Source organism: Thermomonas sp., assembly GCF_046293095.1.
In the GTDB taxonomy this organism is placed as follows: Bacteria; Pseudomonadota; Gammaproteobacteria; order Xanthomonadales; family Xanthomonadaceae; genus Thermomonas.
In genome coordinates this window covers 1-23,224 of sequence record NZ_JBKBPN010000008.1, presented here as the reverse complement: position 1 = coordinate 23,224, position 23,224 = coordinate 1, and the positions used below count along the sequence as shown (strand labels likewise).

Sequence of the window (23,224 nt, the reverse complement as noted above, 5' to 3'; positions counted from 1 at the left end):
CGGGACTCCCATGAAATTCACCGACATCTTCATCAGGAAGCCGGTGCTGGCGATGGTCGTCAGCCTGTTCATCCTGCTGTTCGGCCTGCGCGCGTTCACCGAGTTGAACGTGCGCAAGTACCCGGAAATGCGCAACGCGGTGGTGAACGTCAGCACCACCTACTTCGGCGCTGATGCGGACCTGATCCAGGGCTTCATCACCACCCCGCTGGAACGCGAGATCGCCAGCGCCGAGGGCATCGACTACATCGCCTCGACCAGCTCGGCGGGTATCAGCACCATCCAGGCCTACATCCGGCTGGACAAGGACCCCAGCGAGGCGCTCACCCAGATCAGCGCCAAGGTCAACAAGCTGCGCGGCCAGCTGCCGCCGCAGTCGGAAGACCCGGTGATCGACCTGCAGCAGGGCGAGCAGATCGCGGCGATGTACGTCTCGTTCGCCAGCAACACGCTGGACAACAACCAGATCACCGACTATCTGACCCGCGTCATCCAGCCGAAGCTGGTGACGGTGGACGGCGTGCAGCGCGCGGAAATCCTGGGGGCCGGCACCTTCGCCATGCGCATCTGGCTGAAGCCGGAAAAGATGGCGGCGCTGAAGGTGACCGCCAGCGATGTGTCCAGCGCGCTGCAGTCCAACAATGTGCTGGCCGCGGTGGGCTCCACCAAGGGCCAGATGGTCGCCATCGACATGACCGCGCGCACCGACCTGCGCAACCCGGACGAGTTCCGCAAGCTGGTGGTGCGCGAACAGGATGGCGCCATCGTGCGGCTGGGCGACATCGCCGACGTGGCGCTGGGCTCGGAAAGCTACGGCACCTCGGTGCGCATCAACGGCGAGGCCGCCACGTTCATGGGCATCTATGTCGCCCCGGACGCCAACTCGCTGGACGTGATCAAAGCCGTGCGCAAGCTCTGGGACGGCCAGATCGTGCCGCAGCTTCCGCAAGGCATCACCGCCACCATTCCGTATGACAGCACCGAGGCGATCCAGGACGCCATCAACGAGGTGATCCGCACCCTCATCGAGGCGCTGGTGATCGTGATCGTGGTGATCTACCTGTTCCTGGGCTCGCTGCGCAGCGTGGTGATTCCGGCGGTGACCATTCCGCTGTCGCTGATCGGCGGCCTGTTCCTGATGCTGCTGATGGGCTTCACCATCAACCTGCTGACCCTGCTGGCGATGGTGCTGGCGATCGGCATCGTGGTGGACGACGCGATCATCGTGCTGGAGAACATCCACCGCCACATCGAAGAAGGCATGTCGCCGTTCGACGCCGCCATCCGCGGCGCCCGCGAGCTGGCCTGGCCGGTGGTGGCGATGACCACCACGCTGATCGCGGTGTACCTGCCGATCGGCTTCCAGGGCGGCCTCACCGGCGTGCTGTTCACCGAGTTCGCCTTCACCCTGGCGGGCGCGGTGCTGCTGTCCGGCGTGATCGCGCTGACGCTGACGCCGATGATGAGCGCCAAGATCCTGCAGCCGCACGATCCCGGCCACGCCAAGCGCGGCTTCGAAGCCTGGCTGGACGCGAAGTTCGACAGGCTGCATCAGGCCTATCGGCGGCGCCTACACGGCCTGCTGGAAACGAAGTCTGTGATCGCCGCCTTCGGCCTGATCGTGCTGGTGAGCTGCGCGTTCCTGTACATGACCGCACCGAAGGAACCGGCGCCGCTGGAAGACGAGGGCTTCATCTTCTCGGTGGCCACTGCGGACCCGGTGGCAACCTTGGACTACGTCGAGCGCTACACCGCAGAGATCACCAATATCTCCAAGACCGTGCCCGAGGTGCAGGACTACTTCCTGTTCAACGGCGGCTTCCGTGGCAGCGGCGGCGGCGCCAGCCCAATGGCGATGGCCGGCTTCGTGCTGAAGCCGTGGAGCCAGCGCAGCCGTTCCACCAACGCGGTGCTGCAGCAGGCGCTGCAGCCGAAGATGGCGCAGGTAAGCGGCCTCAACGTGTTTGCCTTGGTGCCGCCATCGCTGCCCAGCGCGGGCGGTGGCGCCGGTGGCGGCGAGTTCATCATCGGCGGCGTGGGCGAGCTGTCGCAGCTGGCCGAGCTGGCCGACCAGGTGCTGCAGAAGGCCAGGGCCAGCAAGCGCTTCATCTTCCTGGACAAGGACCTGAAGATCGACAAGCCGCGCATCGAGGTGGAGATCGACCGCGACAAGGCGGCCACGCTGGGCATCGACATGCGAACGCTGGCGGCCGACATGTCGGCGATGCTGGCGGGTGGCTACACCAACCTGTTCGCGATGCAGAACCGTTCCTACCGGGTGATCCCGCAGGTGCAGCGCAGCGACCGCCTCAATGCCCAAGACCTGGAGAACTACTACACCCGCACCCGCGACGGCCAGCTGATCCCGCTGTCCACCCTCGTGACCCTGAAGGAAAGCGCGCAGCCGCAATCGCTCAAGCGCTTCCAGCAGCTCAACGCGGTGGCGATCACCTTCGCCCCGCGCCCCGGCGTGAGCAAGGGCGAGGCGCTGGCGATCCTGGACCAGGCCGCCAAGGAGGTCCTGCCGCAGGGCTACAGCGTGGACTACGCCGGCGAGTCGCGGCAGTTCAAGCAGGAGGGCTCGGCGATGCTGCTGACGCTGGCGCTGGCGCTGGTGATGATCTTCCTGGTGCTGTCGGCGCAGTTCGAAAGTTTCCGCGACGCGTTGATCATGCTGCTGACCGTGCCGATGGCGATCTGCGGCGCGCTGCTGGCGTTGAACGTGCTGGCGCTGGCGGCCAACGTGCTGCAGTTCGCCGGCATCGAGGCCTTCCCGGGGATGAGCATCAACATCTACACGCAGGTGGGCCTGGTGACGCTGGTCGGCGTGATCTCCAAGCACGGCATCCTGATCGTGGAGTTCGCCAACAAGCTGCAGATGGAGCAGGGCCTGTCCAAACGCGAGGCGATCGAGGAAGCCACCGGCATCCGCCTGCGTCCGGTGCTGATGACTACCGCCGCGCTGGTGTTCGCGATGATCCCGCTGCTGCTGGCCAAGGGCCCGGGCGCCGCTTCGCGCTTCTCGATGGGCGTGGTCATCGCCGCCGGCATGACCATCGGCACGCTGTTCACCCTGTTCGTGCTGCCGGCGTTTTACCTGTACCTGGCCCGCGACCATGCGCACGATGCCGGCCAGCGCCCGTCGGATGCGGACCCCGCGACGCCGGAACCGCAGCACGGCTGACCGCCTGCCGCTGCAACGCGAAAACGCCCGGGGCAACCCGGGCGTTTTCTTTGCGATGACCGACGCGACGGATGCCGTCGCGGACGGTGCGTTATTCCAGTGATGCCGGCACCTGCAGATGGGCCGCCAGCGCGGCCGGATCGCCGCCCGGCACATGCGGCAGCACGCCCCAGCACGGCGCCACGAGGCGTTCGCGCAGCATCGCGATGTTGTCCTCGACGCGCGCCATCACGGGGTCGATATGCGAGCCGATCCAGCCGGCCAGGGTCAACCCGTCGGCGGCGATCGCCCGCGCGCTCAGCAGCGCGTGGTTGATGCAGCCCAGCCGCAACCCGACCACCAGCACCACCGGCAGCTGCAGGGCGCGCACCAGATCCGCTTGCATCAGCGTGGCCGACAGCGGCGCCGCCCAGCCGCCCACGCCTTCCACCACCAGCGCATCGGCCTGCGTCGATAGGCGGGCATGCGCGTTGAGAATCGGCGGCAGCGTCACCTCGATACCGGCATCGCGGGCGGCCAGTTCGGGGGCCAGCGGATGCTCCAGCGCGAACGGATTGATGTCCGCGTAGGCGATCCCGGGTTCGCCGGCCGCCTGCAGCGCCAGCGCGTCCTCGTTGCGCCAGGCGCCGCCGATGCGCGTACAGCCGCTTGCCACCGGCTTCATCCCGGCCGCGCGCAGCCCCCGGCCGCGCAGCGTGTGCAGCAGCGCGCAGCTGGAAAAGGTCTTGCCGATGCCGGTGTCGGTGCCGGTGACATAGAACGATGGCATGGGACGTTCCAGGCGCTGGGGAGGAGCGCGATGTTAAGGAATCTTGGAACCATTCGGAAATTCACGTCGGCCACGGATGGCCGGCCACGCATCGATCACACAAACGCTGGATGCGCGTGGATCGCGCCCGGCCATCTGCCGGGCGCGGCAATGGCCGCGCCGGCATTGCTACACTGGGGCCATGAGTTTTTCCGCCACGCCCCTGACCGGCACCAAGCCGGAACGCTACGCGCAACTGCTGGAGCAGACGCGCGCCCTGCTCCACGACGAGCGCGACCGCATCGCCAACGCCGCCAACCTGTCGGCGCTGGTGTATCACGCCCTGCCTGACCTCAATTGGGTGGGCTTCTACTTCTTCGACGGCACTGAGCTGGTGGTCGGGCCCTTCCAGGGGCTGCCGGCCTGCGTGCGCATCCCGCTGGACAAAGGCGTCTGCGGCGCCGCCGCGCGCACTCGGCAGACCCAACGGGTGGACGACGTGCACGCCTTCCCTGGCCACATCGCCTGCGATTCGGCCAGCCGTTCGGAGCTGGTGGTGCCGCTGTACCAGGGCGACACGCTGATCGGCGTGTTCGACCTCGACAGCCCACTGCCGGCGCGCTTCGACGCGGACGACCAGCAGGGCCTCGAAGCCATCGCCGGCGCGTTTCTGGCCGCGCTGGGATGAGCACAAAGCTGCGCAACATCGGACCGAAGTCCGCCGCCTGGTTGCGCCAGGTCGGGTTGCGCACGCTGGACGACCTGGCCAGTGCCGGTGCGGTCGGCGCCTACATGAAGGTCCGCCGGGCCGGCTTCAAGCCCAGCCTGAACCTGTTGTACGCGCTGGAAGGCGCGCTCACCGACTGCCACTGGCAGGAGGTCCCGGAATCGCGGCGCACCGAGCTGGTGCAGGCGGCCGAAGCGGCAATCGCCCTGCTCCCGCCGCCACGTGGGCGGCCCACCGCGGCACCGGTCACCACCACCCACCACGACGAGCCCGCCGCGCCGACTTTCGCGCTGTTCGACGACGACCGCGGCAGCGGCGGCCCGGATGATTGAGCGCAGTGGCGACAGAAACGCTTGATCCAGGGCAAGCGAACCCAGCGGCCAACCCGCTACACTAAGCGCGCTTGAGGTGACCCGGTGGCAACGCCGCCGGGTTGAAACGGGAAGCCGGTGACGAGGCGCACATGCGCCCCCAGTCCGGCGCTGCCCCCGCAACGGTAAGCGTGACGACGCCAGCATCGGCCACTGTGCATCCGCATGGGAAGGCGCTGGCGGGGAACATCCCCGTGATGTTCCGCGCGCAAGCCCGGAGACCGGCCCCAGGCACGTCTGGTGGCGATGCGGAGGGCATCGCGCGGTCTCGCGTGCGCGCCATGCCGCCCGCGTCCGTCCGTGCCTGTCTCCTCCGCACTGCCATCGCCCACCACCCCAGGGCGCGCGGGCGTGCGCGCCGGAGTTCAACTTCATGAAACCTGCTGTCCTGCATCCGCTGTCTGTTGCCCCTCTTGCGCTCGCGCTGGCTGCGGCGCTGCCGCTGTCGGCCCGTGCCGACGACGCCAAGACGCTGGATCGCCTCATCGTTACCGCCACCCGCACCCCGATCAGCGTGGACGACGCGCTGGCCGCCGTGGAGGTGATCGATCGTGCCCAGATCGACGCCAGCGGCGCCCACTCGCTGCCGGAACTGCTGCGCGGCCGCGCCGGCATCACCCTCGTCAACCAGGGCGGGCTGGGCAAGCTGAGCACCCTGTTCATGCGCGGCACCGAGTCCGACCACACCCTGGTGCTGGTGGACGGCGTGCGGATCGGCTCGCCCACCTCCGGGCTGGCGTCGCTGCAGGACATCCCGCTGGCACTGATCGACCACATCGAGATCGTGCGCGGGCCGCGCTCCTCGCTGTATGGCGCCGACGCCATCGGCGGCGTGATCCAGATCTTCACCCGTCGCGGCGAAGGCCAGGGCGAACAGGCTCGTGCCCGCATCGCCGCCGGCAGCCACGGCCTGCGCGAAGCCTCTGCCGGCGTTGACCTGCGCGGTGCACGCGGCGGGGTGGGCGTGGACATGGCCTACCAGCGCACCGACGGCATCAATGCCTGCTCCGGGTTCTACGACCCGCTCACCTGGCAGGGCGCCGGCTGCTTCATCGTGCCGGGCACCCACCTCGACCGCGACGGCTACCGCAACCGCAGCGCCAGCCTGCGCGCCGATTTCGCCCCGGCCGACGGCTGGCAGCTGGACGCCCATGCCTTCCGCGCCGAAGGCCACAACGACTACGACGGCGATTACGTGGACAACTCCGACATCGTCCAGCAAACCGTGGGCGGTAGCGTGCGCTGGTCGCCATCCGACACCGTGCAACTGAAGCTGGCCGCCGGCCGCAACACCGACGATTCCGACAACTACATCGGCAATACCTTCGCCAACCGCTACACGACCACACGCGACAGCGCGAGCCTGCAGGGCGACATCGGCGTGGCGAAAGGCCAACTGCTGAGCGTCGGTTTCGACTGGCTGCGCGACGCCGCCAACGTGGTCGATCCTTGGTCGCCATTCGCGCGCACCCGCGGCAACCGCGCGCTGTTCGCGCAGTATCAAGGGGATTTCGGAGCGCACGACCTCCAACTGAGCCTGCGCCGCGACGACAACGACCAGTTCGGCAGCCACACCACCGGCACGCTGGCCTGGGGCATGATGCTGCCCGCCGGCTGGCGGGTGAGCGCCAGCCACGGCACCGCGTTCAAGGCGCCGACCTTCAACGAGCTGTATTACCCCGGCTTCAGCAACCCGCTGCTGCGCCCGGAAGTCGCGCGCAGCAGCGAGCTTGAACTGGCGCGCAGCGGCGCCGGCTGGCAGGTGCAGGCCAATGCCTACCAGACCCGCGTGCGTGACCTGATCGCCTACGATGCCGCGCTGGGCAAGCCCGGCAACCTGGACAGCGCGCGCATCCGCGGCCTGGAGTTGACCGGCGAGTGGCAGCTGGACGACTGGACCGCGCGCGGTCAGCTGGGCTGGCTGCAGACCCGCAACGAGAGCGCCGGCGCCCACCACGGCAAGGCCCTGCCGCGTCGCCCCGGGCGCAGCGCCCGGCTGACGCTCGAACGTCGCCTCGGCGATGTCACCGTTGGCGTCACCGGCATTGCCGAGGCCGCCCGCTGGGACGACGTCGCCAATACCCTGCGGGTGGGCGGTTACGGCACGCTGGACGCGCGCGTGTCGTGGCGGTTCTCGCCCGGCTGGACGCTGCAGGCGAATATGGTCAACGCCCTGGACAAGCGCTACGAAACCAGCGCCTGGTACAACCAGCCCGGCCGCGAGTACACCCTCAGCCTGCGCTGGCAGCCAGACTGAGGTAACGACGCGACACCGCAAGGCGCGTGCAGGGATGCACCAGGCCCGGCTGCACTGCCGGGCCTTTTGTGTTGGCGGTCGGGATTCACTGTTGGGTGGGCCCCTTGCGCAGAGGAAAGAAGATGTCCAAAATAGTGAGTGATTAATTACTCACTATTCGGAACTCCCGATGAGCTCGCGCACCCGCCCACTGCCCGCCGACGAGCGTCGCGCCGCCACAGTGGAAGCCGTGATCGAACTGGCCGCCGAGCAGAACCCCGGCGACATCACCACTGCCGCCATCGCCCAGCGCATGGGCCTAACCCAGAGCGCGCTGTTCCGGCACTTCCCCAACAAGGACGCGATCCTCGAGGCCGTGCTGGGCTGGGTTAGCGAGCGTCTGCTCGCGCAGCTGGACCAAGCCGCGGCGTCGGCTACCACTCCGCTGGCCGCGCTGGAGGCAATGTTCATGGCCCATGTCGGCTTCGTTGCCCGCCACCCGGGCGTGCCACGGATGCTGTTTGGCGAGCTGCAGCGCCCCGATGCCACCCTTCCCAAGCGCATTGCGCAGGCCCTGATCCAGGGCTACGCACAGCGCCTGCGCGGGTATCTGGCAGCCGGCATCGCACGGCAAGAACTCGACCCTTCGCTGGACGTGGACGCCGCCGCCACCCTGTTCATCGGCTCCGTGCAGGGGCTGGTGATGCAGTCGTTAATCGCCGGCGACGTGATGCGCATGCATCACGACGCGCCGGGGGTCTTTGCCATCTATCACCGCGGTATCCGGAGCCAGCCATGAGTCTGCCCGCCATTTCCAGACGCACAGTGATGCTGCTGGCAGCGATGGTCCCACTGGTGTTGCTGTTCGCCTATGTCGCAGTGCGCTCCGGCCCGCTGACGCCAATAGAAGTCACCACCGTCAACGTAGCCTCGCGCAACATCACCCCGGCGCTGTACGGCATCGGTGCCGTGCAGGCGCGCTACAGCCATGAGATTGGGCCAACGTATACCGGACGGCTACAGCGGCTGGACGTGCAGGTGGGTGATGCGGTCAAGGCCGGACAAGTACTGGGCATGATGGCTCCAGTGGATCTGGACAACCGGTTGGACGCGCAGCAGGCCGCCATCGCCAGCGCGCAATCCGCCTTGCAGCAGGCACAAGCACGTCAGCGTTATGCGCAGGCGCAGGCGGAGCGCTACATGCAACTGGCGCAGCAACAATTGGTCAGTGTGGAAACGGCGTCGGCACGCAAGCAGGAGCTGGACGTGGCCATTGCCGCCTTGAATGCCGCGCGTGACGACGTCCGACGCTTGCAGTCCGAACGCGATGCGGTGCAGGCACAGCGGGCCAATCTGGCGCTGGTGGCGCCGGTGGACGGTCTCGTGGTGGCGCGCAACGCCGACCCTGGCACCACTCTGGTAGCTGGGCAAGCAGTCGTGGAGGTCATCGACCCGGGCAGCCTGTGGATCGATGCCCGCTTCGACCAGATCGCCGCCGGCGGCCTTGCCGCAGGCCTACCGGCTCGGATCACCCTGCGCTCCGACCAAAACCATGCACACGACGGCCACGTGCTGCGTACCGAACCGATGGCCGACGCCGTAACCGAGGAAACCCGCGCCAAGATCGTGTTCACCCGCCTGCCATCGCCGCTGCCGCCACTCGGGGAATTGGCAGAAGTGACAGTCAGCCTGCCGACGCAGGCCTCCATGCCCGTCATCCCCAATGCCGCCCTCCGCACCGTGGGCGGCCAGCGCGGCGCGTGGAAACTGGTCGATGGGCACCTTGCGTTCGCGCCGCTGACGCTTGGCCGCAGCGACCTCGATGGCAACGTTCAAGTGCTCAAGGGCTTGACCGGGGGTGAACAGGTGGTGCTGTACAGCGAGAAGACGCTGAACGCCCACAGCCGCATCCATGTTGTCGAGCGAATCCGGGGCATCGCGCCGTGATCAGCCTGGCTGGCCGCGACATCCTGCATGCCTGGGGCAAGTTCCTGTTCACTGGCATGGGCCTGGGCCTGCTGATTGGGGTCACCCTGATCATGGCCGGCGTGTACCGCGGGATGGTGGACGACGGCAAGGCGCTGCTGGACAACAGCGGCGCCGATCTATGGGTGGTGCAGCGCGACACCCTGGGCCCTTACGCGGAATCCTCCAGCCTGCCGGATGACCTGTGGCGCGACATCCATGTCCTGCCCGGGGTGGCCCAGGCTGCCAACGTGACCTACCTGACCATGCAGGTGCGGCAGGGCGAACGCGACGTGCGCGCAATGGTTGTCGGCATCGCCGCCGGTGGGCCCGGCACGCCCGGCTGGCCGCCGCACCTGGTGGCGGGCCGGCAAATCACCCGCGGCCATTACGAAGCGGTTGCCGATATCGCCAGCGGATTTCACCTCGGAGACACGCTCGGCATCCGCCGACATCGCTACACGGTAGTCGGGCTGACCCGCCGCCTGGTGTCGTCCAGCGGCGATCCGATGGTGTTTATCCCACTGAAGGATGCGCAGCAGGCTCAGTTCCTAAAGGACAACGACGCGATCCGGATGCAGCGCCGACGAACCGCGGAAAATCCCGTCTTCAACCGTCCTAGCGTGCCCGGCCTGCTGGACGCGGTGAACGCGTCGCAGGCCAGCAACAGCACGGTCAACGCGGTGCTGGTGCGGCTGGCGCCCGGCCACGCCGCCAGCGAAGTGGCCAACCCGATCCGGCGGTGGAAGCGACTGACCGTGTACGACCGTCCGCAGATGGAAGCAATCCTGGTGGGCAAGCTGATCGCCACCTCGTCTCGCCAGATCGGGATGTTCCTGGTCATCCTGGCAGCCGTCAGCGCCGCCATCGTCGCCTTCATCATCTACACCCTGACCATGGACAAGATCCGCGAGATCGCCGTACTCAAATTGATCGGCACCCGCAACCGGACGATCGCTTGGATGATCCTGCAGCAGGCGCTGATGCTGGGCGTGATCGGCTTCGTGGTGGGCAAGATCACCGCCACCTTCGCCGCGCCGCTGTTCCCCAAGTACGTGCTATTGGTCCCCGGCGATTCGGTCCTGGGCTTCTTCGCGGTGCAGCTGCTGTGCGTGGCGTCCAGCGTGATTGCCATCCGCATGGCGCTGAAGGTCGATCCGGCCGAAGCGATCGGGGGTTGAGCATGGCCGCCACCGGCATCCGCATCGAAGGCCTGCGCAAGCGCTACGGCAGCGGCGACACCGCGGTGCTGGCGCTGAAGGACGTCAACATGCAGGTCGCGCCCGGCGAAGTCGTGGGCCTGATAGGCCCCTCTGGCTCGGGCAAGAGCACGCTACTGAAAAGCCTGGGAGCGGTGATCGACCCCACCGCCGGGCGCATGCAGCTGGGCGACGAAGTAATCTTCGACGACGGCTGGAAGGTGCGCGACCTGCGCGCACTGCGCCGCGACAAGATTGGCTTCGTGTTCCAGGCGCCGTATCTGATCCCGTTCCTAGACGTCATCGACAATGTTGCCTTGTTACCGATGCTGGCCGGCGTGCCGAACGCCGAGGCACGCTCACGGGCGCTGGGACTGCTGGCCGCGCTGGATGTCCAACACCGCGCGCGGGCGATGCCGGCGCAGCTGTCCGGCGGCGAGCAGCAACGGGTGGCGATCGCGCGCGGGCTGGTCAACCGGCCACCGGTGATCCTGGCCGACGAACCCACCGCGCCGCTGGATTCGCAGCGCGCGCTGGCAGTCATCCGGCTGCTCAACGACATGGCGCATCGCTTCCAGACCGCGGTCATCGTGGTGACCCACGACGAGAAGATCATCCCCACTTTCAAGCGCATCTACCACATCCGAGACGGGGTGACCTTCGAGGAAGCGGGCGAAGGCCGCGACTTCGCGTAACCGTGCAGCAACCCGGCTGGCTCCAATGCCAACCATGATCCAGGTTCCCCCAAGCCCGGCCCTCCCGATAAGCCTACGTCCGCGTCTCCATCTACCGGCACTCCTTGGCGAGGGCGCCAGTGCTACTCCACGGCAAGTTTGACGCCGGGTCTGGGCTTATTCCACCGTCACCGATTTGGCCAGGTTGCGCGGCTTGTCCACGTCGGTGCCGCGCGCCAGCGCGGCGTGGTAGGCCAGCAGCTGCACGGGGATGGCGTGCACGATCGGCGACAGTACGCCGATGTGGCGCGGGGTGCGGATCACGTGGACGCCCTCGGACTCGCTGAAGCTGCTGTCGGCGTCGGCGAACACGAACATCTCGCCGCCGCGCGCGCGCACCTCCTGGATGTTGGACTTCACCTTCTCCAGCAGCGCGTCGTTCGGCGCGATCACCACCACCGGCATCTGCGTGTCCACCAGCGCCAGCGGGCCGTGCTTGAGCTCGCCGGCCGGGTAGCCCTCGGCGTGGATGTACGAGATTTCCTTCAGCTTGAGCGCGCCTTCCAGCGCGATCGGATAGTGCGTGCCGCGGCCGAGGAACAGCGCATGCTGGCGCGGGGCGAATGCCGCCGCCCACGACGCGATCTGCGGCTCCAGGTTCAGCGCGTGCTGCACGCTGCCCGGCAGGTGGCGCAGGTCCTCCAACAGCGCGGCCTCGCGCACGGCGTCCACCTGCCCGCGCTGCTTGCCCAGCGCCACCGCCAGCGCGAACAGCGCGACCAGCTGGGTGGTGAACGCCTTGGTGGACGCCACGCCGATCTCGGCGCCGGCGCGGGTCAGGAACACCAGCCTGCTGGCGCGCGGGATGGCCGACTCCGGCACGTTGCAGATCGACAGCGTCCTGTCCTGTCCCTGCGCCTTGGCGTACTTCAGCGCCTCCATGGTGTCCAGCGTTTCACCGGACTGGGAGATGGTGACGATCAACTGCCTCGGGTTGCCCACGACCTTGCGGTAGCGGTACTCGCTGGCGATGTCGACCGCGCACGGGATCCCCGCGATGTCTTCGATCCAGTAGCGCGCGGTCAGGCCGGCGTAATAGCTGGTGCCGCAGGCGAGGATCTGCACCGACTCCACGTCGCGCAGCACCTCTGCCGCGTTCGGGCCAAACAGCGCCGGGTCGAAGCCGCCGGCATCGAGGATGCCTTCCACGGTGTCGCCGATGGCGCGCGGCTGCTCGTGGATTTCCTTTTGCATGAAGTGGCGGTACGGGCCGAGCTCCAGCGAGGCCAGCGACACGTCGGAAACGTGCACCTCGCGCGCCACCGGCGCGTCGGCGGCGTCGAACACGCGCACGCCCTCGCGGGTCAGCTCGGCGGTATCGCCTTCCTCGAGGAAGATCACCCGGCGCGTGGCCGACACGATCGCCGACACGTCCGAGGCCACGAAGTTCTCGCCCTCGCCCAAGCCCACCAGCAGCGGGCAGCCCATGCGCGCGGCCACCAGCCTGCCCGGGTCGCGCTTGTCGACCACCGCCAGCGCGTAGGCGCCGTGCAGTTCCTTGACCGCCCGTTGCAGCGCGCCGAGCAGGCTGGCGCCCTGCACGCGGTAGTGGTGGATCAGGTGGGCGATCACCTCGGTGTCGGTCTGCGACTCGAATTCATAGCCCAGCGCGCGCAGGCGCTCGCGCTGCTGCTCGTGGTTCTCGATGATGCCGTTGTGCACCAATGCCAGCTCGCCGTGGCTGATGTGCGGGTGCGCGTTGGACTCGGTGACGCCGCCGTGGGTGGCCCAGCGGGTGTGGCCGATGCCCAGGTGGGCGTCCAGGCCTTCCGCCGCCGCCGCCGCTTCCATCTCGGACACCCGGCCGGTGCGGCGCACGCGGCGCACCGTATCCCCCACCACCACCGCGATGCCGGCCGAATCGTAGCCGCGGTATTCCAGCCGCTTCAGGCCATCCACCAGCACAGGCACCACGTCACGGTTGGCAATGGCGCCGACGATTCCACACATGCGGGTACTGCTCCTTAAGGGTTGCGGAAAGTGTAGTCGCTGCCGGCCGGGGCGTGTCCGCGCGGACGCCGCGTCCGTCCGAACGGACACCGGACACCCGGAATCACATCAATCAAATCAATAGCTTGCGATTGGCACGCGGATTGCTGAAGAAGGGCATGGACACCCCTCCCGCGAACGCCCACATGGACAACCGCCCCCGCATCCGCGACACCGCCGGCCAGGACCAGGTCATGGCCACGCCATCCCGCCCCGCCGGCCGCAAACGCATCGCCATCGCCGCCACCAGCGCCGCCGTGGTGGTCGTGCTGGGCGGCTGGGTGGCGTCCGGCTGGCTGTCGGGCGCCCGCTCGTTCGACGCCTCGCGCCTGCGGATTGCCGAGGTCACCCGCGGCGACCTGGTGCGCGACCTCAGCGCCGAGGGCCGGCTGATCGCCGCCAACAGCCCCACCCTGTACGCGATCGCCGCGGGCACCGTCTCGCTGAAGATCGTGGCCGGTGACAAGGTTAGCAAGGGGCAGGCGCTGGCCGTGATCGACAGCCCCGAGCTGCGCAGCAGGCTGGTGCAGGAAGAGTCGACCCTTGCCAGCCTGGAGGCCGAAGCGAGCCGCGCGGTGCTGGATGCCCGGATCGCCCGCGCCAACGCCCAGCGCGCGCTGGACCAGGCCACGGTGGAGCGTACTGCGGCGATGCGCGACCTGGAGCGCTACCAGCGCGCCTTTGATGGTGGCGCGGTGCCGCAGAACGATCTGGCGCGCGCGCAGGACCTGATGAAGAAAGCCGACATCGGCCTGGCTGCCGCCCGCAAGGACTTCGAGCTGCAGAGCGCCGGCGCCGACCTGGACGCGCGCAACAAGCAGCTGCAGGCGCAGCGTCAGCGGGCAGTGGTGGAGGAAGCGCGCCGGCAGGTGGATGGGCTGACCCTGCGCGCGCCGTTCGACGGCCAGGTGGGCCAGGTACAGGTACCGCAGGGCACCCAGGTCGCCGCCAACGGCCCCGTGCTCAGCGTGGTGGACCTCAGCCGCTTCGAGGTGGAGATCAAGGTGCCGGAGAGCTTCGCTCGCGACCTAGGCATCGGCATGCCGGCGCAGATCGCCGCCAACAACGGCCGCTTCGCCGGCGAGATCGCCGCGGTATCGCCCGAGGTGGTGAACGGTGAAGTCACCGCGCGCGTGCGCTTCGCCGACGGCAAGCAGCCGCCGGGCCTGCGCCAGAACCAGCGGCTGTCGGTACGGATCGTGATGGATACCCGCCACGACGTGCTGATGGTCGAGCGCGGCCCGTTCCTGGAACAGGACGGCGGCAACGTCGCCTGGGTCGTGGACGGCAGCAGTGCCAGCCGCCGCCCGATCCGCACCGGCGCGTCCAGCCTGTCTTCCGTTGAAATCGTCTCGGGCCTGAAGGTTGGCGACCGCATCGTCGTCTCGGGCACGGACCAGTTCGGCACCGCGGACCGCGTCCGCATCTCCGGCCAGTGAGCTTTGAGGAACCCGCCATGCACGCCATCGACCACACCGCCCCCACTTTCCGCTGGACGCCCGCGCAGCTTGCCGACGCGGTGCCGTTGCGGCTGAGCACGCTGTTCGCCTACACCCTCGCCCGCGACGCTGCGTGCACCCCCGCCAACGCGCCGCGCCGCCATGCCCGCCCCGCGCCGGGCTACCTGCCGGCCGAGGCGCTGGCCCCACGCTTCCGCGTTTCCTGACCCATCACGCACAAGGATTTCCCGCCATGTTGGACATGCGCCAGATCACCAAGGTCTACCGCACCGAACTCGTCGAGACGCACGCATTGCGCTCGCTCGACCTGCAGGTCGCCGAGGGCGAATTCGTCGCCGTCACCGGGCCGTCGGGCTCGGGCAAGACCACCTTCCTCAACATCGCCGGCCTGCTGGAGGAATTCACCGGCGGTGACTACGTCCTGGACGGCGTCAATGTGAAGGGGCTGGACGACAACGCCCGTTCGCGCCTGCGCAACGAGAAGATCGGCTTCATCTTCCAGGGCTTCAACCTGATCCCCGATCTCAACCTGTTCGACAACTGCGACGTGCCGCTGCGCTACCGCGGCATGTCCGCGGCCGAGCGCAAGCTGCGCATCGAGGATGCGCTGGGCCTGGTGGGGCTGGGCTCGCGCATGAAGCACTACCCTGCCGAACTGTCCGGTGGCCAGCAGCAGCGCGCCGCGATCGCCCGCGCCCTGGCCGGCAGCCCGCGCCTGCTGCTGGCGGACGAGCCGACCGGCAACCTGGACTCGCAGATGGCGCGCAGCGTGATGGAGCTGCTGGAGGACATCAACCAGCAGGGCACCACCATCGTGATGGTGACCCACGACCCGGAACTGGCCGCGCGCGCGCAGCGCAACGTCCACATCGTGGACGGCATGGCCACCGACCTGACCGTGGCCGCCGCGCTCCCGCACGCCCGCGCCGCCACCGCCTGAGGACACCGCCATGTTCGGCTACTACCTCAACCTCGCCTTGCGCAGTTTCCGCCGCAACCGCGTGCTGACCGCGCTGATGGTGCTGGCGATCGCCCTCGGCATCGGCGCCAGCATGACCACGCTGACCGTGTTCCACGTGCTCTCCGGTGACCCGATCCCGCAGAAGAGCGACCGCCTGTTCTACGTGCAGCTGGACCCGGAGCCCCGCGATGGCTACAAGCCCGGCGAGGAGCCGCAGGATCAGCTGACCCGCTTCGATGCCCAGGAGCTGCTGCGCCAGAAGAAGGCCAAGCGGCAGGCGATGATGACCGGCGGCGGCGGCGTGCTGGAGCCGGAAGGCACCAAGCTCAAGCCGTTCGTGCTGAGCATGCGCTACACCTCGGCGGACTTCTTCCCGATGTTCGAGGTGCCCTTCCAGCGTGGCCGGCCTTGGACCGGCGCAGACGACGAGGCGCGCGCGCGGGTCGCGGTGATCACCCGCGAACTGGGTGAAAAACTGTTCGGCAGCGGCGATCCGGTGGGCCGGGAGCTGCGCATCGAAGGCAACGCGCTGCGCATCGTGGGCGTGCTGGACACCTGGAAGCCGACCCCGCACTTCTACGACCTCAACACCGGCCGCTACGACAACGACGAGGAGGTGTACGTGCCGATCAGCACGGCGCTGGACCTCAAGCTGGGCCGCAACGGCAGCATGAACTGCTACGGCCGCACGGTGACCAGCGATCCGACCGCCGAGAACGTGCCCTGCACCTGGATGCAGTACTGGGTGGAGCTGGCCTCGGCCGGTGACGCCGCGGCCTACAAGCGCTATCTCGACAACTACTCCGAACAGCAGCGCAGCGCCGGCCGCTTCGAGCGTCCCGCCAACACCCGCCTGCGCAACGTGATGGAGTGGCTGGAGTTCCGCCAGGTGGTGCCGGGCGATGTGCGCCTGCAGCTGTGGCTGGCATTCGGCTTCCTGCTGGTGTGCCTGCTGAACACCGTTGGCCTGCTGCTGGCCAAGTTCCTCCGCCGCAGCAGCGAGTTCGGCGTGCGTCGCGCGCTGGGTGCCTCGCGCCGCGCCATCTTCACGCAGTGCCTGGTGGAGGCCGGCACGGTCGGGCTTGCCGGTGGTGCGCTGGGACTGGGACTGGCCCTGCTGGGGCTGTGGGGCGTGCGCCAGCGCCCGGCGGAATACGCCCAGCTGGCCCACCTCGACGGCGGCATGCTGCTGCTGACCTTCGCGCTGGCCATCGGCGCCAGCCTGCTGGCCGGCCTGCTCCCCGCCTGGCGCGCGATGCGCGTGCCGCCGGCCCTGCAACTCAAGTCGCAATGACCCGCGCCGCGCCTGCGCGGCCACCGACTCCCCGGAGACGTCCCATGGAAATCCGTCCGATCCTGTCCACCCTCTCGCGGCACAAGACCGCCGCGGCGCTGATCGTTCTGGAGATCGCGCTGACCTGCGCGATCCTCTGCAACGCGCTGTTCCTGGTCACGCAGCGCCTGGAAACCCTCAACCTGCCCAGCGGCATGGACGACGAGCACCTGATCATGGCCCGTGCCGACGGCATCGGCGAGCAGGTCGATGCCGATGCCCGCAGCCGCGAGGATCTGGCCGCGCTGCGCGCCATCCCCGGCGTGACCGATGCGGTGATCGTCAACCAGGTGCCGTTCCGCAACGGCTCCTGGAATACCGCGCTGGGCACCCGGCCCAACCAGGAGCATCCCAGCCTGCTCGCGGCCCAGTACATGACCAGCGAAGGCACGCTGAAGGCGATGGGCCTGAAGCTGGTCGCCGGCCGCGACTTCCAGCCGGACGAGTTCAAGAACGTCACGGATCTGGAAAAAACCGAGGATCCCGCCACCCTGACGTCGTCCGTCATCCTCACTGCGCCCGCTGCCCGCAAACTGTTCCCCGACGGCACACCGCTGGGCAAGACGATCTACATGGCCAATATCCCGCTCACCGTGGTGGGCGTGGTGGAAACGCTGGCACGACCGGCGCCGATGGCGGGCGACCGTCAGAACTCGCTGATCTTCCCGACCCGGCTCAACTTCGCAAACGGCGGCTTCTACCTGGTGCGCGTGGCCGACCCGGCGCGCCGTGCCGAGATCCTGAAGGCCGTGGACGCAGCGCTGGAAAAGGTCGACCCCAACCGGCTGATCCGCCCGGCGACCACCTATGAAGACAGCCGCCGCGACTACTTCGCCGACGACCGCGACATGATCGGTCTGCTGCTGATCGTCTGCGGGTTGCTGCTGCTCGTCACCGCGCTGGGCATCGTGGGCCTGGCCAGCTTCTGGGTGCAGCAGCGCACCAAGCAGATCGGCATCCGCCGCGCCCTGGGCGCCACCCGCGGGCAGATCCTGCGCTACTTCCAGACCGAGAACTTCCTGCTGGCGACGGTGGGCATCGTGCTGGGCATGGTGATGGCGTTCGGCATCAACCAGATGCTGATCAGCAAGTACGAGCTGCCGCGCCTGCCGCTGTACTACCTGCCAGCGGGCGCCTTGGCGCTGTGGCTGCTGGGCCAGCTGGCGGTGCTGGGGCCCGCCCGGCGGGCGGCAGCGGTGCCGCCGGCGGTGGCCACCCGCTCGATCTGACCCCACCCGTGCCCAAGGACCCACGCATGCACGCCTTCTCCTTCGCCGCGACGCTGCTGATGCTGTCCGTGACCGCGACTGCCTCATTGCGGCCGGTGGAGGACCACGCCCTGTCCACGACAATCGCCGCCCTCGACACTGCCGTGTTCGATGCGTTCAACCGCTGCACCGATCCGGCGCAGCTTGCCCGGCACGCCGGCTATTTCGCAGAGGACGTCGAGTTCTATCACGACACCGGCGGCGTCACCTGGACACGCGACGCCATGATCGACAGCACCCGCAAGCATGCCTGCGGGCACTACACGCGGGCACTGGTCCCCGGTAGTCTTCGGGCCTATCCGATCCAGGGGTTCGGGGCGATCTCGCAAGGCACGCACCGGTTCTGCCAGACGGACACCGGCCGCTGCGAAGGCGAGGCCGACTTCACGATGGTGTGGCGCCAGCGCGACGGGCAATGGACTGTCACCCGCGTGCTGAGCTACGGCCACCGACCGAATCCCGACCCGTCCTGAGTCCCAGCCGTCGTCCCGAGCCATCACCCCATGCCCGTCATCCTGGTCATCGACGACAACCCCTCGGTCGGCACCGCGCTGGACCTGCTGTTCTCCCTGCACGACATCCGCACGCTGTGCGCGCAGTCGCCGGAGGAAGGCCTGGCCGTGCTGGCGCGGGAGCCTGTGGACCTGGTGATCCAGGACATGAACTTCGTCGCCGACACCACCTCCGGCGACGAAGGCGTGGCGCTGTTCCATCGCATCCGGGCGGCGCATCCCGACCTGCCGATCATCCTGCTGACCGCTTGGACGCACCTCGAGGCCGCGGTGGAGCTGATCAAGGCCGGGGCGGCCGACTACCTCGCCAAGCCGTGGGACGACCGCAAGCTGGTCGCAACGGTCAACAACCTGCTGGAGCTGGCCGACAACCGCCGCCAGCTGGACCAGGCCCGCGCCGGCGAGCGCCAGCGCCGCAGCGCACTGGAACGCGATTTCGACCTGCGCGGCATCGTCTATGCCGACCCGGCCAGCGAAGCCGCGCTGACGCTGGCCTGCCAGGTTGCGCGCGCCGACATCCCGGTGCTGGTCACCGGCCCGAACGGCGCCGGCAAGGAGCGCTACGCGGAGATCATCCACGCCAACTCCCGCGTCGCCGCCGGGCCGTTCGTGGCGCTCAACTGCGGCGCGCTGCCAGCGGACCTGATCGAAGCCGAACTGTTCGGCGCGGAGGCCGGCGCATACACCGGCGCCAACAAGCCGCGCGAAGGCAAGTTCGAAGCCGCCGACGGCGGCACGCTGTTCCTCGACGAGATCGGGACGCTGCCGCTGGCTGGGCAGGTGAAATTGCTGCGCGTGCTGGAAACCGGCTGCTTCGCCCGCTTGGGCAGCAACCGCGAGCGCCACGTGCAGGTGCGCATCGTCAGCGCCACCAATGCCGACCTGCAAAGCCTGATCGCGGAGGGCAAGTTCCGCGAGGACCTGTTCTACCGCCTCAACGGCATCGAGTTACGCATCCCGCCGCTGGCGGCGCGGCCGCGCGACATCCTGCCGCTGGCCCGGCATTTCCTCGCGCCGGGCAAGCACCTGGGCGACGATGCCGAACGCGCCCTGCAGCGGCACGCCTGGCCCGGCAACGTGCGCGAGCTGCGCAACGTCATGCAGCGGGCGGGGCTTCTTGCACGTGGCGAGATCGTGACTGCGGCGGATCTTGGCCTACCACCGCCTCCTGCCGGAACACCGGTGCCCGGCGACGAACCCGACCGGGCGGCGATCGAAGCCGCGCTCGCCCGCAGCGGCGGGGTGCTGGCGCAGGCCGCCGCCGAGCTTGGCCTGTCGCGGCAGGCTCTGTACCGCCGGCTGGACCGGCTTGGCATCCCGAGGACGTGATGCGGATCCTCCGCGTCCTGCCTATCGCGGCCCGCATGATCGCCTTCGCGGTGGCGGGCATCGTGCTGACGGCCATCATCACCGTGCTGCTGGACCGTTGGCTGCAGCCATGGGCCGCCGCGCTGATCGCGAGCACCTCGGTGGGCGTGCTGGTCGCCGCCATCATCTGGCGCGCGCTGGTGCCCATGCGCGCCCTGTTCCGCGCACTGGCCGGCACCGTGGCCAGCTACCGCGATGGCGATTTCAGCTTCGGCATCCGTTGGGACAAGGCCAGCGACCTGAGAGAACTGGTCGAGGCCCACAACGCGCTGGGCACCACCCTGCGCGAGCAGCGCTTGGCGCTGGTACAGCGCGAACTGCTGCTGGACACCATGGTGCAGAACACGCCGGTCGCGATGGTGCTGGTGGACCCGTCGCGCCGCGTGGTGCTGGGTAATCTCGCCGCGCGCCGCATGCTGGGCGATGGCAAGCGCCTGGAAGGCCGCGCCTTTGACGACCTGGTCGGGGACGCCGACCCGGCGGTGCGCGAGGCCTTTGCCCGCGGGGGCGACGGCATGTTCACCGTCGGCAGCGATGACGACGAGGACATCTACCACCTCTCGCGGCGCAACTTCCGCCTCAACGGCCGCATCCATGAACTGGTGCTGCTGCGCCAGCTCACCGCGGAACTGCGCCGGCAGGAAGTCCAGACATGGAAGAAGGTGATCCGCGTCATCAGCCACGAGTTGAACAACTCGCTGGCGCCAATCGCCTCGCTCGCCCATTCCGGTGCGGAGCTGCTGCGCCGCGGCCAATACGAGCGCCTGCCGTCGGCCTTGGCCACCATCGAGGAACGCGCGCGCCACCTGGAAGGCTTCATCCGCGACTATGCGCGCTTCGCCAAGCTGCCCGCACCGCGGCTGGAACCCGTGGAATGGCAGCGCTTCATCGCCCAGCTGCACACGCAGGTGGACTTCGTCGCCGAGCTGCATCCGGCCGATGGCATCGCCCGCGTGGATGCGGCGCAGTTGGAGCAGGCGCTGATCAACCTGCTCAAGAACGCGCATGAATCCGGTACCGAACCGAGCGAGGTGCGTCTGTCGGTGCGCCGCGTCGGGGACGGCTGGCGTATCGACGTACTGGATCGCGGCAGCGGCATGAGCGAGGCGGTGCTGGCGAATGCCCTGCTGCCGTTCTACTCCACCAAGCGCCACGGGACGGGTCTGGGCCTGGCGCTGGCACGTGAAATCGCCGAGGCCCACGGCGGACGCATCGCCCTGCTCAACCGTGATGGCGGCGGCCTGTGTGTCTCGATGGTGCTGCCGGCCTGACGGCGCCGCGAGTGTCGGCTAGCGCTTCCGCTGCACGGTCTTGCGCTGCGCGGTGTAGGCCCACCACGGCTTCGGCTCGTCGCCCGCGAGGAACGCGGTGATCGAAACAAACACATCGATCACGCAGGGATCGTGGCGCACCCCGGTGACCCAGCACAGGTCGTCATACAGCTGGACGGGATCACGCCCCACCAGCTGCCCGGGATGCTCGACCCCGAGCAGGCGCAGGTCGGCCGCGGTGGCCGGCCCGACATTGGGCAGGTCGGCCAACGTCCGTACGGCGTTGCGCCGCACCCGCGCGGGATTCACGGCGCCTTCTTCACCGGCCGTTGCCAGCCGTCCACGGTCTGCTGGCGGGCGCGGGCCACGGTGAGCTTGCCGGCCGGGGCGTCTTTGCTGATTACCGAACCGGCGCCAATGGTGGCGCCCGCGCCGATGCTCACCGGCGCCACCAGCGCGCTGTTGGAGCCGATGAAGGCGCCGTCGCCGATCGTGGTGGTGGACTTGTTCACCCCGTCGTAGTTGCAGGTGATGGTGCCTGCCCCGATGTTGACGCCGGCCCCGATGACCGCATCGCCGAGATAGGTCAGGTGGTTGGCCTTGCTGCCGCGACCGAGCGTGGCCTTCTTCGTTTCGACAAAGTTGCCCACGTGCACGCCGTCGGCCAGCACCGTGCCCGGGCGCAGGCGCGCATAGGGCCCGATGTGCGCGGCACCTTCGCAGACCGCGCCGTCGATGTCGCAGTGCGCGGCAATCGCGGTACCTGCGCCGATCCGCGCGTCCTTGATCCGGCAGAACGGCCCGATGCGCACTCCGTCGCCCAGCACCACGTCACCCTCGAACACCACGTTGGCATCGATCTCCACGTCACGACCGACCGTCACGGTGCCACGGATGTCGATGCGGGCAGGATCGGCCACCCGTGCGCCCTGCAGACAAAGCGCACGCACCTGCCGCAACTGGAACGCGCGCTCGAGCTGGGCCAGCTGCCAGGGATCATTGGCACCTTCGGTTTCCATCGGGTCATCGACCAGCACGATCTCCGCCGCGGCGTATTCGTGCGCCGCAGCGGCAAACACGTCGGTCAGGTAGTACTCGCCCTGCGCATTGTCATTGCGCAGGCCATCCAGCCAGCGGCGCAGGGCACCGGCATGCGCGGCGATCACGCCGGTGTTGACGAGATGGATGCGGCGCTGGGCCTCGTCGGCGTCCTTGTGCTCCACGATCGCAGCGACGTGCCCCTCGGCATCCCGGACGATACGGCCATAGCCCGTGGGATCCCGAAGCTCTGCCGCAAGCACTGCCAGCGCACGCGGGGCCTCCAGCAGACGACGCAGCGTGGCAGCCGTGATCAGGGGAACATCCCCATACAGCACCACCACGCGGGCATCCTCGGGGATGCCCGGCATCGCCTGCTGCACGGCGTGGCCGGTCCCGAGCTGTTCGCGCTGCTCCGCCCAATGCAGATCTGCTTGTGCGCTGAAGGCCGCACGCACCAGCTCGCCTCCGTGCCCGTACACCACGTGGAGACCGGCGGGTGACAACTCGCGCGCCGCAGCAATGACATGGGCCAGCATCGGCCGTCCGGCGATCGCTTGCAGCACCTTCGGAATCGCGGAGCGCATCCGCTTGCCCTCGCCCGCGGCAAGGATGATGACGTGCAGCGGCGCAGGTGGCGGAATCGACATGTGCGGTTTCCTTCGATGGCTGGCAGGATTTTAGCGGTCATCAGCGGCATGGGGTTAGGTAATTCCCGGCCAGACGCGCTGCATACCGGCAAAGAAAAACCCCTCCCAGGGGACTGGGAGGGGTTTTGGATAAAGACCCTGGCGATGACCTACTCTTGCATGGCTGGGCCACACTACCATCGGCGCAGCTGTGTTTCACTTCCGAGTTCG

The 23,224-nt window shown here is 68.5% G+C and carries 20 protein-coding genes and 1 riboswitch; of the genes, 16 read left to right on the top strand and 4 right to left on the bottom strand.

The genetic code is table 11. The features are described from left to right. Positions 1-10 precede the first annotated feature (10 nt). Positions 11-3,184, top strand: coding sequence for an efflux RND transporter permease subunit (locus ACK4SG_RS12185; protein WP_409602126.1), 3,174 nt, complete (start codon positions 11-13; stop codon positions 3,182-3,184). A 91-nt stretch (positions 3,185-3,275) separates the two neighbouring features. Here the strand turns inward: ACK4SG_RS12185 and bioD are convergent, their stop codons facing one another. Next, complete coding sequence (gene bioD / locus ACK4SG_RS12180) at positions 3,276-3,953, bottom strand: dethiobiotin synthase (protein WP_409602124.1); 678 nt, start codon at positions 3,951-3,953, stop codon at positions 3,276-3,278. A 181-nt stretch (positions 3,954-4,134) separates the two neighbouring features. Here bioD and ACK4SG_RS12175 point away from each other — a divergent pair, with 181 nt between their 5' ends. From ACK4SG_RS12175 to ACK4SG_RS12145, 7 genes are all read left to right on the top strand, one after another. Continuing rightward, the gene (locus tag ACK4SG_RS12175) at positions 4,135-4,620 is read left to right on the top strand and encodes a GAF domain-containing protein (RefSeq protein WP_409602122.1); all 486 of its coding nucleotides are present in this window, start codon (positions 4,135-4,137) and stop codon (positions 4,618-4,620) included. Further along, positions 4,617-4,991, top strand: a complete 375-nt coding sequence (locus tag ACK4SG_RS12170) for a TfoX/Sxy family protein (protein ID WP_409602120.1) — start codon at positions 4,617-4,619, stop codon at positions 4,989-4,991. Before ACK4SG_RS12175 ends, ACK4SG_RS12170 begins: the two co-directional genes overlap by 4 nt. 57 nt (positions 4,992-5,048) lie before the next feature. Then, positions 5,049-5,275: riboswitch (cobalamin riboswitch) on the top strand. Positions 5,276-5,403: 128 nt separating this feature from the next. Then, positions 5,404-7,287 (top strand): TonB-dependent receptor domain-containing protein, encoded by a 1,884-nt coding sequence (locus tag ACK4SG_RS12165; RefSeq protein ID WP_409602117.1) that lies wholly within the window; start codon positions 5,404-5,406, stop codon positions 7,285-7,287. A 169-nt stretch (positions 7,288-7,456) separates the two neighbouring features. Further along, positions 7,457-8,065, top strand: a complete 609-nt coding sequence (locus ACK4SG_RS12160) for a TetR/AcrR family transcriptional regulator (protein ID WP_409602115.1) — start codon at positions 7,457-7,459, stop codon at positions 8,063-8,065. Next, positions 8,062-9,213, top strand: a complete 1,152-nt coding sequence (locus tag ACK4SG_RS12155; RefSeq protein ID WP_409602113.1) for an efflux RND transporter periplasmic adaptor subunit — start codon at positions 8,062-8,064, stop codon at positions 9,211-9,213. Before ACK4SG_RS12160 ends, ACK4SG_RS12155 begins: the two co-directional genes overlap by 4 nt. Beyond that, positions 9,210-10,412 carry an ABC transporter permease gene (locus ACK4SG_RS12150; RefSeq protein ID WP_409602111.1) on the top strand — a complete coding sequence of 401 codons (1,203 nt, stop codon included), beginning with the start codon at positions 9,210-9,212 and terminating at the stop codon, positions 10,410-10,412. Before ACK4SG_RS12155 ends, ACK4SG_RS12150 begins: the two co-directional genes overlap by 4 nt. 2 nt (positions 10,413-10,414) lie before the next feature. Continuing rightward, entirely contained in the window at positions 10,415-11,125 is a 711-nt protein-coding gene (locus ACK4SG_RS12145; RefSeq protein WP_409602109.1) for an ABC transporter ATP-binding protein, read from the top strand. A 156-nt stretch (positions 11,126-11,281) separates the two neighbouring features. On the opposite strand, the gene glmS is transcribed toward ACK4SG_RS12145, so the two are convergent. Continuing rightward, the gene (glmS, locus tag ACK4SG_RS12140; RefSeq protein ID WP_409602107.1) at positions 11,282-13,114 is read right to left on the bottom strand and encodes a glutamine--fructose-6-phosphate transaminase (isomerizing); all 1,833 of its coding nucleotides are present in this window, start codon (positions 13,112-13,114) and stop codon (positions 11,282-11,284) included. Between the two features lie 158 nt (positions 13,115-13,272). Between glmS and ACK4SG_RS12135 the strand changes: the two genes are divergently transcribed. The 8 genes from ACK4SG_RS12135 to ACK4SG_RS12100 are packed head-to-tail and all read left to right on the top strand — an operon-like array spanning position 13,273 to position 21,326. Next, positions 13,273-14,592, top strand: a complete 1,320-nt coding sequence (locus ACK4SG_RS12135) for an efflux RND transporter periplasmic adaptor subunit (RefSeq protein WP_409602105.1) — start codon at positions 13,273-13,275, stop codon at positions 14,590-14,592. Between the two features lie 17 nt (positions 14,593-14,609). Further along, positions 14,610-14,819: a hypothetical protein gene (locus ACK4SG_RS12130; RefSeq protein ID WP_409602103.1), complete on the top strand. Its 210-nt coding sequence runs from the start codon at positions 14,610-14,612 to the stop codon at positions 14,817-14,819. A gap of 26 nt (positions 14,820-14,845) precedes the next feature. Then, positions 14,846-15,553: an ABC transporter ATP-binding protein gene (locus tag ACK4SG_RS12125; protein ID WP_409602101.1), complete on the top strand. Its 708-nt coding sequence runs from the start codon at positions 14,846-14,848 to the stop codon at positions 15,551-15,553. A 10-nt stretch (positions 15,554-15,563) separates the two neighbouring features. Next, a complete protein-coding gene (locus ACK4SG_RS12120) occupies positions 15,564-16,868 on the top strand; it encodes an ABC transporter permease (protein WP_409602099.1) in 1,305 nt (434 codons plus the stop codon). Positions 16,869-16,912: 44 nt separating this feature from the next. After that, on the top strand, positions 16,913-18,136 hold the full coding sequence (locus ACK4SG_RS12115) for an ABC transporter permease (protein WP_409602097.1): 1,224 nt from the start codon (positions 16,913-16,915) through the stop codon (positions 18,134-18,136). A gap of 26 nt (positions 18,137-18,162) precedes the next feature. After that, complete coding sequence (locus ACK4SG_RS12110) at positions 18,163-18,648, top strand: nuclear transport factor 2 family protein (protein ID WP_409602095.1); 486 nt, start codon at positions 18,163-18,165, stop codon at positions 18,646-18,648. Positions 18,649-18,678: 30 nt separating this feature from the next. Continuing rightward, entirely contained in the window at positions 18,679-20,016 is a 1,338-nt protein-coding gene (locus ACK4SG_RS12105) for a sigma-54-dependent transcriptional regulator (protein ID WP_409602093.1), read from the top strand. Next, the gene (locus tag ACK4SG_RS12100; protein WP_409602091.1) at positions 20,016-21,326 is read left to right on the top strand and encodes a sensor histidine kinase; all 1,311 of its coding nucleotides are present in this window, start codon (positions 20,016-20,018) and stop codon (positions 21,324-21,326) included. Before ACK4SG_RS12105 ends, ACK4SG_RS12100 begins: the two co-directional genes overlap by 1 nt. 18 nt (positions 21,327-21,344) lie before the next feature. Here the strand turns inward: ACK4SG_RS12100 and ACK4SG_RS12095 are convergent, their stop codons facing one another. Both ACK4SG_RS12095 and glmU read right to left on the bottom strand, forming a co-directional pair. Next, a complete protein-coding gene (locus tag ACK4SG_RS12095; protein WP_409602089.1) occupies positions 21,345-21,635 on the bottom strand; it encodes a helix-hairpin-helix domain-containing protein in 291 nt (96 codons plus the stop codon). Beyond that, positions 21,632-23,014 (bottom strand): bifunctional UDP-N-acetylglucosamine diphosphorylase/glucosamine-1-phosphate N-acetyltransferase GlmU, encoded by a 1,383-nt coding sequence (gene glmU / locus ACK4SG_RS12090; protein WP_409602087.1) that lies wholly within the window; start codon positions 23,012-23,014, stop codon positions 21,632-21,634. Before glmU ends, ACK4SG_RS12095 begins: the two co-directional genes overlap by 4 nt. Positions 23,015-23,224 lie beyond the last annotated feature (210 nt).

Excerpts from the sequence above, each read along its gene's own strand:
- ACK4SG_RS12185 (WP_409602126.1), top strand. The coding sequence starts at position 11 with ATGAAATTCACCGACATCTTCATCAGGAAGCCGGTGCTGGCGATGGTC.
- ACK4SG_RS12155 (WP_409602113.1), top strand. The coding sequence starts at position 8,062 with ATGAGTCTGCCCGCCATTTCCAGACGCACAGTGATGCTGCTGGCAGCG.
- glmU (WP_409602087.1), bottom strand. The coding sequence starts at position 23,014 with ATGTCGATTCCGCCACCTGCGCCGCTGCACGTCATCATCCTTGCCGCG.
- ACK4SG_RS12135 (WP_409602105.1), top strand. The coding sequence starts at position 13,273 with ATGGACACCCCTCCCGCGAACGCCCACATGGACAACCGCCCCCGCATC.
- ACK4SG_RS12120 (WP_409602099.1), top strand. The coding sequence starts at position 15,564 with ATGTTCGGCTACTACCTCAACCTCGCCTTGCGCAGTTTCCGCCGCAAC.
- ACK4SG_RS12100 (WP_409602091.1), top strand. The coding sequence starts at position 20,016 with ATGCGGATCCTCCGCGTCCTGCCTATCGCGGCCCGCATGATCGCCTTC.
- ACK4SG_RS12125 (WP_409602101.1), top strand. The coding sequence starts at position 14,846 with ATGTTGGACATGCGCCAGATCACCAAGGTCTACCGCACCGAACTCGTC.
- ACK4SG_RS12170 (WP_409602120.1), top strand. The coding sequence starts at position 4,617 with ATGAGCACAAAGCTGCGCAACATCGGACCGAAGTCCGCCGCCTGGTTG.
- ACK4SG_RS12110 (WP_409602095.1), top strand. The coding sequence starts at position 18,163 with ATGCACGCCTTCTCCTTCGCCGCGACGCTGCTGATGCTGTCCGTGACC.
- ACK4SG_RS12145 (WP_409602109.1), top strand. The coding sequence starts at position 10,415 with ATGGCCGCCACCGGCATCCGCATCGAAGGCCTGCGCAAGCGCTACGGC.
- ACK4SG_RS12175 (WP_409602122.1), top strand. The coding sequence starts at position 4,135 with ATGAGTTTTTCCGCCACGCCCCTGACCGGCACCAAGCCGGAACGCTAC.
- ACK4SG_RS12115 (WP_409602097.1), top strand. The coding sequence starts at position 16,913 with ATGGAAATCCGTCCGATCCTGTCCACCCTCTCGCGGCACAAGACCGCC.
- ACK4SG_RS12165 (WP_409602117.1), top strand. The coding sequence starts at position 5,404 with ATGAAACCTGCTGTCCTGCATCCGCTGTCTGTTGCCCCTCTTGCGCTC.
- ACK4SG_RS12160 (WP_409602115.1), top strand. The coding sequence starts at position 7,457 with ATGAGCTCGCGCACCCGCCCACTGCCCGCCGACGAGCGTCGCGCCGCC.
- ACK4SG_RS12105 (WP_409602093.1), top strand. The coding sequence starts at position 18,679 with ATGCCCGTCATCCTGGTCATCGACGACAACCCCTCGGTCGGCACCGCG.
- ACK4SG_RS12130 (WP_409602103.1), top strand. The coding sequence starts at position 14,610 with ATGCACGCCATCGACCACACCGCCCCCACTTTCCGCTGGACGCCCGCG.
- glmS (WP_409602107.1), bottom strand. The coding sequence starts at position 13,114 with ATGTGTGGAATCGTCGGCGCCATTGCCAACCGTGACGTGGTGCCTGTG.
- bioD (WP_409602124.1), bottom strand. The coding sequence starts at position 3,953 with ATGCCATCGTTCTATGTCACCGGCACCGACACCGGCATCGGCAAGACC.